The 322-nt window shown below is 59.9% G+C and carries 1 protein-coding gene; it reads left to right on the top strand.

Annotated elements, in window-relative coordinates; translation table 11 throughout:
- A partial coding sequence (locus AC0L3X_RS47510) for an ABC transporter substrate-binding protein (protein WP_473317667.1) occupies nt 1-322 on the top strand: 322 nt, incomplete at both ends.

Raw genomic sequence — 322 nt, 5'->3', positions numbered from 1 at the left:
GCGCCGCAATTCGACAAGCGGCAGAGCGCGCAGGTGAAGACCCGCCTGCCTTCGGTCGCGAGCTACGCCAAGATCGACGATTTCACGGTGGAGATCACGACCAAGACGGTCGATTCCTTCTTCCCCTATCAGATGCTGTGGTTCCTGGTCTCGAGCCCGGCGCAGTACGAGAAGCTCGGCAAGGATTGGGACAAGTTCGCGAGCCAGCCTTCCGGCACCGGTCCGTTCAAATTGACCAAGCTGGTGCCGCGCGAGCTTGCCGAGCTCACGAAGAATCCGGACTACTGGAACAAGAAGCGCATTCCAAAGGCCGACAAGATCG

It is taken from the genome of Bradyrhizobium sp. MI1.7 (assembly GCF_055811795.1).
This window is presented reverse-complemented; position numbering and strand designations above follow the sequence as displayed.